Annotated in this window: 10 protein-coding genes; 2 read left to right on the forward strand and 8 right to left on the reverse strand. The window is 60.0% G+C overall.

Annotation, left to right across the window (positions count from 1 at the left end; translation table 11 throughout):
• Positions 1-34: 34 nt before the first annotated feature.
• The 5 genes from B5G03_RS03640 to B5G03_RS03660 all read right to left on the reverse strand — a co-directional run bounded on the left by B5G03_RS03640 (position 35) and on the right by B5G03_RS03660 (position 5,836).
• A complete protein-coding gene (locus B5G03_RS03640; protein WP_087180402.1) occupies positions 35-1,858 on the reverse strand; it encodes an ABC transporter ATP-binding protein in 1,824 nt (607 codons plus the stop codon).
• Complete coding sequence (locus B5G03_RS03645) at positions 1,858-4,071, reverse strand: ABC transporter ATP-binding protein (RefSeq protein WP_087180403.1); 2,214 nt, start codon at positions 4,069-4,071, stop codon at positions 1,858-1,860. Before B5G03_RS03645 ends, B5G03_RS03640 begins: the two co-directional genes overlap by 1 nt.
• A gap of 81 nt (positions 4,072-4,152) precedes the next feature.
• Positions 4,153-4,647, reverse strand: a complete 495-nt coding sequence (locus B5G03_RS03650; protein ID WP_087180404.1) for a MarR family winged helix-turn-helix transcriptional regulator — start codon at positions 4,645-4,647, stop codon at positions 4,153-4,155.
• 200 nt (positions 4,648-4,847) lie between these two features.
• Positions 4,848-5,165 (reverse strand): nitrous oxide-stimulated promoter family protein, encoded by a 318-nt coding sequence (locus B5G03_RS03655; RefSeq protein WP_087180425.1) that lies wholly within the window; start codon positions 5,163-5,165, stop codon positions 4,848-4,850.
• A 5-nt stretch (positions 5,166-5,170) separates the two neighbouring features.
• Complete coding sequence (locus tag B5G03_RS03660; protein ID WP_087180405.1) at positions 5,171-5,836, reverse strand: helix-turn-helix domain-containing protein; 666 nt, start codon at positions 5,834-5,836, stop codon at positions 5,171-5,173.
• Between the two features lie 226 nt (positions 5,837-6,062).
• Between B5G03_RS03660 and B5G03_RS03665 the strand changes: the two genes are divergently transcribed.
• Both B5G03_RS03665 and B5G03_RS03670 read left to right on the forward strand, forming a co-directional pair.
• Positions 6,063-6,617 (forward strand): DUF3793 family protein, encoded by a 555-nt coding sequence (locus tag B5G03_RS03665; protein ID WP_087180406.1) that lies wholly within the window; start codon positions 6,063-6,065, stop codon positions 6,615-6,617.
• Between the two features lie 35 nt (positions 6,618-6,652).
• Entirely contained in the window at positions 6,653-7,075 is a 423-nt protein-coding gene (locus B5G03_RS03670) for a flavodoxin (protein ID WP_087180407.1), read from the forward strand.
• 163 nt (positions 7,076-7,238) lie between these two features.
• Here B5G03_RS03670 and B5G03_RS03675 read toward each other — a convergent pair whose 3' ends face one another.
• Genes B5G03_RS03675 through B5G03_RS03685 form a run of 3 tightly spaced genes read right to left on the reverse strand, consistent with a single transcriptional unit; the run spans position 7,239 to position 9,759 of the window.
• Positions 7,239-7,679, reverse strand: a complete 441-nt coding sequence (locus tag B5G03_RS03675; protein WP_087180408.1) for an aconitase X swivel domain-containing protein — start codon at positions 7,677-7,679, stop codon at positions 7,239-7,241.
• Position 7,680: 1 nt separating this feature from the next.
• Entirely contained in the window at positions 7,681-8,952 is a 1,272-nt protein-coding gene (locus B5G03_RS03680; protein WP_087180409.1) for an aconitase X, read from the reverse strand.
• A gap of 36 nt (positions 8,953-8,988) precedes the next feature.
• Entirely contained in the window at positions 8,989-9,759 is a 771-nt protein-coding gene (locus B5G03_RS03685; RefSeq protein WP_087180410.1) for a class B sortase, read from the reverse strand.
• Positions 9,760-10,011 lie beyond the last annotated feature (252 nt).

Here is a 10,011-nt window from a genome sequence, read left to right on the forward strand (position 1 = left end):
GGTCCTTTTTGATTGCCGCGCAAAGGCCGGGGAATCATTCCTCGCCGTTTGCAAACTGGCTGTTGTACAGATTGGCATAGAAGCCGCCCTTGGCAAGCAGCTCGTTGTGGTTGCCGGTCTCCACGATGTCGCCGTCCTTCATCACCAGGATCATGTCCGCATCCCGAATGGTGGACAGGCGGTGGGCAATGATGAAGCTGGTGCGGCCACGGGTCAGCTCGTCCATGGCCTTCTGGATGGCCAGCTCGGTGCGGGTATCCACGCTGGAGGTGGCTTCGTCCAGAATCAGGATCTTGGGGTCCGAGATGATGGTGCGGGCGATGGTGAGCAGCTGCTTCTGGCCCTGGCTGATGTTGCTGGCATCCTCGTTCAGCACGGTGTCGTAGCCCTGGGGCAGGGTGCGCACGAAATGGTCCACCTGAGCGGCTTTGGCGGCGGCCAGCACATCCTCATCGGAGGCATCCAGCCGGCCGAAGCGAATATTCTCCCGAATGGTGTCGTTGTACAGCCAGGTGTCCTGCAGCACCATACCAAAGGCGCTGCGCATATCGCCCCGGGCGAACTGGCGCACGTCGTAGCCGTCCAGCAGGATGGCGCCGTCGCTCACATCGTAGAAGCGCATGAGCAACTTGACCATGGTGGTCTTGCCCGCGCCGGTGGGGCCAACGATGGCCACCTTGGTGCCCGGCTGCACGATGGCGGAGAAATCGTTGATGATGGTCTTCTCCGGCACATAACCGAAGTGTACATGAGCAAAGTAGACCGAACCGTTGATCTCGCTGCTGGGCACGGGTTCTGCGGTGTCCGGCACTTCCTCCGGCTCCTCCAGGAACAGGAACACGCGCTCGGCGGCCGCGGCGGTCATCTGCAGCTGGTTGGAAATGTTGGCCAGCTGGGTGATGGGCTGGGTAAACTGGCGCACATACTGGGTGAAGGCCTGGATATCACCCACGGTGATGGTGCCGTTCAGGGAAAGGAAACCGCCCAGCACACAGATGGCCACATAACCCAGATTGCTCACAAAGTTCATCAGAGGCATCATCATGCCGCTCAAAAACTGGCTCTTCCAGGCGCTCTGATACAGCTTTTCGTTCAGGCCGTTGAAGGTCTCGATGCTCTCCTCCTGGCCGTTGAAGGCGGTGACCACCACATGGGCGCCATACATCTCCTCCACATGGCCGTTCACATGGCCCAGGTATTCCTGCTGGCGGCGGAAGAACTTCTGACTGTGGCGCACCACGTTCATCACGATCACCAGGCACACCGGCAGAATGCAGATGGCGATCAGGGTCATCAGCGGGCTGATGGAAAGCATCATGCACAGCACGCCCACGATCATGGTCACCTGGGTGACCACCTGGGAAAGGCTCTGGTTCAGTGTCTGGGTGACCATATCCACATCGTTGGTGATGCGGCTGAGCACCTCGCCGTGAGGCACCCGGTCAAAATAGGACATGGGCAGCCGGTCGATTTTCCGGCTGATGTCGGTGCGCATGGCGTAACTCACCTTGGTGGCAATGCCGGACATCACCCAGCCCTGCACATAAGAGAGCAGCGCGCTGAGCAGATACAGACCCGCCAAAAACAGCAGGATCTGGCCGATGGCCGCAAAGTCGATACCGCCGGTGCCGGTGAGCATGGCGATCACGCCCTCAAACAGCTTGGTGGTTGCCTGGCCCAGAATCTTGGGCCCGAAGATGGAGAACACCGTGCCGCCCACAGCGCACAGCAGCGCCAGCACGATGCTGGGCAGATAACGCCGCATGTAGGCCAGCAGCTTTTTCATGGTGCCCTTGAAGTCCTTGGCTTTTTCGCCCACGGCCATTGCGCCGGGGCCGTGTCTCATCGGTCCTGCCATTATGCCAATTCCTCCTTTGAAAGCTGGCTTTCCGCGATCTCGCGGTAAGTCTCGCAGTTTTTCAGCAGCTCTTCATGGGTACCCTTGCCCACCACACGGCCCTCGTCCAGCACCAGGATCTGGTCCGCGTGCATGATGGTGGACACACGCTGCGCCACAATGAACACCGTGGACTGCTTGGTATATCCCTTCAGCGCCGCGCGCAGCTTGGCATCGGTCTTGAAGTCCAGGGCGGAGAAGGTGTCGTCAAAGATATAAATGGGAGCCTGCTTCACCAGCGCGCGGGCGATGGAAAGCCGCTGGCGCTGGCCACCGGACACGTTGGTGCCTCCCTGGCTGATGGCGGTGTCCATGCCGTTTTCCAGAGTCTGGATGAACTCGGTGGCCTGGGCGATGTCCGCGCTTTCCTTCAGCAGTTCATCCGGCGCGTCGGCTCGGCCGTAGCGCAGGTTGGTAGCCACGGTACCGCTGAACAGCAGACCCTTCTGGGGCACATAGCCGATGGCCTCGCGCAGGTCCTTCTGGCGCAGCTGGCGCACGTCCACGCCGTCCACAGTGATGCTGCCCTCGGTGGCATCGTAGAAGCGGGGAATCAGGTTCACCAGGGTGGATTTGCCGGAACCGGTGGCGCCGATAAAGGCCACAGTCTCGCCCGGGCGGGCAGTGAAGCTCACATGCTCCAGCACATTGGCATCCGCGCCCTCGTACCGGAAGGAAACATCCTTGAACTCCACCACGCCCTTCACCGGATGGTTCATCTCGGTGGGCTGGTCGGGGTCGGCCACGGTGCTCTCGCAGGTGAGCACCTCGTTGATGCGCTCGGCGGATACCGAGGCACGGGGTACCATAATGAACATCATACTGATGAACAGGAAGCTCATGATCACCTGCATGGCGTACTGGATGAAGGCCATCATATCGCCCACCTGCAGGTTGCTGGCGGCGATCTGCTTGCCGCCGAACCAGACGATCAGCAGCGACAGACCGTTCATCACCAGCATCATGAAGGGCATCATCGTGGCCATGGCCCGGTTCACGAACAGGGTGTTGCCGGTCAGGTCCTTGTTGGCCTTTTCAAACCGGTTCTGCATGAAGGGCTGGTTGGAGAAGGCGCGCACCACCATCAGGCCGCTCAGCTCCTCCCGGCTCACCAGGTTCAACCGGTCGATCAGGGTCTGCATTTTCTTGAAGCGGGGCATGGCCACTGCAAACAGGGTGAGAATCAAGCCCAGCATTACAATCAGGGCCAGGGCCAGCACCCAGGCCAGATTCAGGCACTTGGACAGGCCCATGATCAGGCCGCCGATGCCCATAATGGGAGCAAAGCACATCATCCGCAGGCCAATGCTCAAAAAGTTCTGCACCTGGGTGATATCGTTGGTGGACCGGGTGATCAGGCTGGCGCCGGAAAACTGGTCCATCTCGTTGTTGTTGAAGTAGCTTACCTTGCGGAACACATCCCGCCGCAGATCGCGGCCCACGCCCGCGCCCAGGCGCGCCATGCAGAAGCCTGCCGAAATAGCGCACACGGTGAGCAGGATGGCAAGGCCCGCCATGCGCAGGCCCACCTTCAGGATGTAAGAGGTCTGGATGGCATCGGTGTCCGCACCCAGTTGGGTGTAAAAGCTCTTGGTCAGTACCACGCCGGTCTGCTCCAGCATGCTTTCGGGGGTCACCGCCGCAGTGGCGATGGCTTCGTTCAGCTGCTCATCCATCGCGCCGCTCTGCAGCATGGCAGTCAGCTGAACCATGGCATCCGCATTCATGGTGCTGCTGGACTGCTCCCCGCTTTCGGCGGAGGAACCGGCGGGATCCAACTGCTCCATCATGCTCACCAGGGCATAGGCGGCCCGGTTGAAGGCATCGTTCGCACCGGCCTCCGGATCGGCAGCCAGCGCCAGATCCTCATCCCCGGCGTTCGGGTAGGTCTCCTTCAGCTGGTCCGCGTCCGCCCGCTCGCTCAGAGGCTGGTAGGCCGCGTCCACCAGTGCCTTGTCTTCGTCGGACATGAACATCTGCATCATGGCCATGGCATCGCTGTCGATGACCTCAGGGGCTGCCTGGGTAATGCCGCCCTGCTGCAGGCCCACGTTCACGATGTCGCTCATGTAGTTGGGCAGCGTCAGCTCCAGCATTGCCTGGCCGAACAGCAGCGCCACACCCACAAGCAGCAGGCCCAGATAGGGCTTTAAATATCGCTTCAGTTTCAGCATACTCGTTTCTCCTTACTGCCAGCGCCGCCCGCCATCGGGCGGCAGCTGTTAAATTTGCTTGCCTTGTTGACCGCACCGGGCTCAGGGTGCGCCGAACTCCTCCTCCATGGCGTCCGCCAGGGTATCAAAGGCTTCGATCACCTGGGCAGGGGTCCGTTCGCCCTGCTGCTCCAGGCGGGTCATCATCCGTTCCAGCCGCCGGAACATATCCCGGCAGTTTTCCTGCAACAGCGCGTTGCCCGGCTCGGTAAGGGCGATCCATACCGTGCGCCGGTCGCTCTCGTCCGGTGTACGGCACACATAGCCCAGCTCCTCCAGCCGCCGGATGCGCTGGCTCACCGCCGGCATGCTCTGGTTCATTGCTTTTGCCAGTGCGGAAAGGGTCATTGGCTCATAGGGGTCCGTGTGAGGGCACTCCCCGCCAAGTACATCCGCCCCCTTGTTGTGCAGAGTCATCAGGGTAAAAAACTGCGATTTGTTCAGCGTTTCGCTGGGGCTGGCATTTTTCCAGGCCCGCCGGATGCGGTCCATGGCGCGCAGCATCTGCAGCGCGTTGCTGTTCTCCATTTCCTTCATCTTCTCCCCCTATTCATAGCTGACTCTGTCAGTTGTTATCTATATTAATTATGTTACCTAAGTATTCTATTCGTCTTTTGATTCTTTGTCAATATATCCAATCCCATTTCATATTATTTTTACATTTTGCCGGTTTTCGGACAAAAAAATCCCCGATTCCGAGGAATCAGGGACTTTTGGCTGTTTTTGACAAAAGCCGCTCAGAGTGAACGGGTCAGCACCAGATGGCGCAGTGCAGCCGCCGGGTCATGCAACAGCATCCGCGGCCCCGCGTAGCGCATCACCTGTTTCATTTGCTCCCGCATTTCGGGTTTGTAGCAGGGATGCGGGCAGGCGCTGCAAAAGGTCTTTTCCGCCATGCGGGGGCAGCGTTCGGTGCGGGCACGGGCGTAATCGGCCAGAGCCTGGCACTTGGGGCACAAACAGCCCTTTTTGCTCCTGTGCTTTCCCCGGCAGTAGATTCGAATCATCTTCTCCACTATTTCCTTCTCGGATTTCCGTTTGCGTTCCAGATCCATGCCGCTCACCCCGCCCTCTGCTGAGCCCGTAGCTGCCGCCGCCAGGCACTGGGCGCCATCCCGTTGCGCCGCCGGAAGGTGGTGGCGAAATAGGCCGCACTGCCAAATCCACACTGCTCGGCGATCCGGTCGATGGAAAGGCCGCTGTGGCGCAGCAGGTGCTCGGCACGCTCCAGCCGCCGGGCGGTCACATACTGGGAAAAGCTCTGACCGGTCTGATTGCGAAACATCCGGCACAGATAGCACTTGCTCACGAACACATGCTTTGCCACTGTTTCCAGGGTAAAGGGCTCACTCAAATGGGTGGCGATGTAGCAGCAGGCCATACGGATGTGGTCATCCTGCCGGCCGTCCTCATTCATGCGCCGGATGTACTGGCGGATCATCTCGGCTCCATGGCCCGCCAACGCCGTCTGGGGCAGCGTGCGGGTGTACATCTCCCGGCTGGTATGGCGGAACTCCACCGGGGCCGCCCCCTGTACCCGCAAAATATGGTCGTACAGGCTCTGGCTCAGCGCTTCCAGCATGGCGCTGCGCTCGGCCGGTTCCGCCTGGCTCAGCAGCCGGGCCTTTTCCTCCCACAGCTCCAGCGCCCGCTCCTCCTGCCGCTGCTCCACCGCCGTGCAGATGGCCCGGTGGTCATAAATGGCCTGAAGCAATTCTCGATTCATGGTTCTCTCTCCTTTTATATGGAAGGTGTTTCGCGCCTTAGTTAGCCTTTTCTAACTTCCGTGATTAGTATAAACTAACTCACTTGCAATGTCAACCATCGCCGGGATGATTTTTTGAAAGAATCAGCTACGATTTTAAAGGCGCGCCGCCGCGAGCCATGCTATAATGCAATCAAGTTAGTTAACACTAACCGCAAAAATCAAACCGCCGAAAGGAGCCCCTGCCATGCCGCTGGACCGTTACCTCATTGACCATTGTTCCCCCACGCTGGCCAACCTGAAAACCGCCAATCTGTTTTCCTGCCGCTACAACAGCCGGGAGCAGCTGGCCGCTCAGGTACAGGGCTGGCACCGGGCGCTGGAGTCCAAGGGTGTTTGCCTGCGGCTGCTGCGAGCCAAAAAGGGCTGCGCGCTGATCTATGTGTACCGTCCGCTACGGCTGGCCGCCGATCTGCGCAAGCCGGGTGTGGCGGAATTTCTGGCCGGATGCGGCTACCGCAGCCTGACCCCGGAGGAGGCACTGACCCGGCTAAGCGAGCGGCTTTGCACCCAGGACTCCTTCCCCCACGAGATCGGCCTGTTTCTCAGCTATCCGCTGGGCGACGTGCAGGGCTTCATCGAACATGGCGGCGCCCATTATAAATGCTCCGGCTGCTGGAAGGTCTACTGCAACGAGTGCGAGACCGCCAAGCTGTTCGCCAAGTATCAGAAATGCCGGGGCGTTTACTGCCGGCTGTTCAGCGGCGGGCGCAGCGTGCTGCAGCTCACCGTGGCCGCCTGAAGCATTTTTACTTTCCCGAAAGGATGTGTATGACGATGAACAAGATCGCAGTTGTATATTGGAGCGGTACCGGCAATACCGAACAGATGGCCGCCCAGGTGGCCGAGGGTGTGCGCAGTGCGGGCGGCGAGGCCGTTCTGCTCACCGCGCCGGAATTCGGCCCCGAGCAGCTGCCTGCATATGACGCGGTGGCTTTCGGCTGCCCGTCCATGGGTGCGGAGCAACTGGAGGAGGGCGAGTTCGAACCCATGTTCACCGCCTGTGAGCCTGCCCTCAGCGGCAAAAAGCTGGGCCTGTTCGGCTCCTACGGCTGGGGCGACGGCGAGTGGATGCGCACCTGGCAGGACCGCTGCACCGATGCGGGTGCGGCACTGGTGGGCGAGGGCGTGATCTGCTGCGACGCACCGGACGAAGCCGCCGAGGCTGCCTGCCGCGCATTGGGCGCGCAGCTGGCCTGACCCGGCCCGGGAGCGGCCGAAAGCACTCCCATCTGTAGATTCGACATTTCCCAATACCATATGTATTCTTCCTTTTTCAGCTCTCAAGCAGAGAAAGACCGCCGGGTGCCTGCAAACCACCCGGCGGTCTTTCTTTTGTTTTGTTCTGTCACCTAGCAGAGGATCAGCCCACGGTCACGGTACCGTCTTCCTCCACGGTGATGGAATCTCCGGTCTTCACCGCCTGCAAAAACTCCTCGCCCAGGCTGTCCACCGTAGGCATGGGATTTTCACTCCACACGCCTGCCAGGATCGCCCCGGCTGCCGCCAGGCTGTCGATGGGCTGGCTGAACAGCAGGCAGGCGGGCTGACGGCCCATACAGGCAGCGGTGTACAACACCATGCCGCCGGTGGTGGAGCCGATGGTCATGGGCAGGCACAGCGCCTTGCCCGCCATGGGCTTCTGGTATAGGTCGGGGTTGTTCTGGTCGGAACAGGTGGCGTTCTTGTCGCCAAACATCAGGCTCTTCTGGAAGCTGGCCAGGGTGTTGAAGCCCCCGTGGGAAACCAGCGCTTCTGCCTTCGCCTTGCCCGGCACCACCGGTCGGCCTTTGTACTGTTTCATCTCAGCACTCCCCTTTCACCATGATCTGCAGCATCTCGGCATCGGTGTAGTAGCGGGCCGAGGAATAAGTTCGCAGTTTGTTGGAACTGGTGGCCACCGGCATCTTGCCGCACAGCGGATTGTTCATGTACATCAGCGGGCAGATGGAAGAAAGCACCACGCCTGTGTCCTTCAGCCGAGCGGCCGCAGGCGTTTTTGCAAAGGCTTTGGCCACTGCGGGGGCGGCGGTGAATACGGTGGGCACCGCAACGGTTTTGCGGCCCGCCTTTTCCAGCGCGGCGCACAGATCTCCGGTCCACTGGTTCAGCTGCTCCAGAGAAAGATGCGGGCATCCCACAAAGCAGAGCTTCGGCTTTGCGTTCGGGTCCTTCCAGATGCAGGGATAGCTGGCCCGCACCCGTTCCAGTTCCGCGTCGTCGATCACATAGACCTGTGCGTCCGGCCGGATCAGCGCCTTGCCCTGCTGGCAGGCCTCCGGGGTGATGCCCTCCACATGGTACAGACCCACCGCACCGTTGCTGGCGCTGGCCGCACCCATGTCCTTCAGATAGGCCTTGACCGCATCATCCAGCTGGCCGCCCAGCCACTGGTCCAGCCCCTGAATATAAGGCACATCCTCCATCACCTTCATGCCGATGGCGCTGCCCAGGATCTGCGCCTCCGGGCGGCGGCTGGTCTTCACCTGTACTACCCAATTGGCCTTGCGTCCCTCGTCGGTAAGCAGGCCGAACTTGGGTACGCACCCGGCGATGGACCCGAACAGTTCCAGAATACCGGAATTCCGGTTGCAGCGAGCCCCCAGCACACTGTTGGCATACACCACCGCGCTGGATTCCGCCCAGCTCAATACCTGGCCCTGCTCCGGCTCATTGCCCACTTGGGGCAGATAACAGGTGCAGGTGAAAGCGTCAGCTTCCAAAAGGCCCAGCTGCCGCAGCTGCGCCTCGTAGTCATCCTGCTTGGAATACATGAACTTGAATACCAGCTTTTGCAGCAGGTTCATGGGCACATTGGGGTCCAGCGGACGAGGGTCCACGCTGAACTTCTGGCCGTTCACCGCTCCCCCTTCGATCAGCTGATCCATCAGGTCATACACCGGCTTCATCATGGAAAGGCCAAAGCTGGTCACCAGATGCCCTTTCTCCGCCGTCACCGGAACCATTTCCTCGGCGCCAAAGGCCTCGCCATACATCACCAGGGTCTTCATCACCTTGGCCAGGGTCTCTCCCTTTGCGCCGTCCAGCATGGCCTGCTGGTCCGGGGTCAAACGCATTGCCATTGCTCCTCACACTCCCTTATTTTCTTCCCCTCAGGGCAGATCCACCGCTTCGGCCCGACGGGCGTGTGCCACGATCCGGTCATTGCCGTCGTCGGTGCAGGTGCTCAGGGTAAGTACATGGTCATCGGAATACACCGTCACGCCGGTATCATACAAGCGCGCCTCCCGCAAGATTTTCAAAAAATCGGTGTATTCATCTCCCACCACAAAGCCCACCGTATAAAGCGGATCGTCCGGTTCGGCTTCATGGATGGAAAACAGCTGATAGCGCCAGGCTCCTTCCGGCGTATACAGGGTAAACCAGCCGCCGTTCGCCGCAAAAAATTCCGGGTCCAGGTATTCCTTCAAGGGGGCAAACATGGTTCCGTTGCGCATGTTGTGACCATATACAATGGCATGCAGATCATCCAGGCTCTGGTTGTTGCCCTCCAGGAACAGGGTGCCCGCCTGATTGTAGCTGCCGTCCCACAGGCGGCGCAGATAATAGCTGTTGTCGCCGCTGTACACGATGGGATAGCTGATCTCCACCGAATCAAAATCGATCCAGCCGATGATATCCGGGCCTTCTTCTCGCAGTGCGTCGAAGTCAATATCCAGCGGAACAAAACCCTCCTCCTGATTCTCCTCCGCAGGCTGCACCGCCTCCTGCTGCAACTGGTCATAACGGTCGGTACCCGTTTTATAATCCCACAAGCGATAGGCGATAACACCAAGAGCGCAAAGGATCACCATCACCAGAAGCAGGCGCACCAAATCAATCAGGCCAAATTTTCGTTTTGTTTGTTTTGTGGGTGTGGGCATGGACCACTCCCCCTTTCTGGTAAATAAAAAACCGGCTGTGAACAGGCGTTTTGCCTTCACAGCCGGCTCTGTTTTATTTTACTGCGGGAATTACTCGCCGTCAACGTTCTTGCGGCGGTTGATGGCCCACACGACAGCCGCGATCACCACGATGGCTGCCACGGCACCGCCGATCACCATGGGCATCACATTGCCGCTGGTGTTCTCACCGGGCAGGTTGGCCTGCGGGGTGCTCTCGTCGGGGATCTCCAC

Origin of the sequence: Gemmiger sp. An50 (genome assembly GCF_002161595.1) — a bacterium.
Lineage (GTDB): Bacteria > Bacillota > Clostridia > Oscillospirales > Ruminococcaceae > Allofournierella.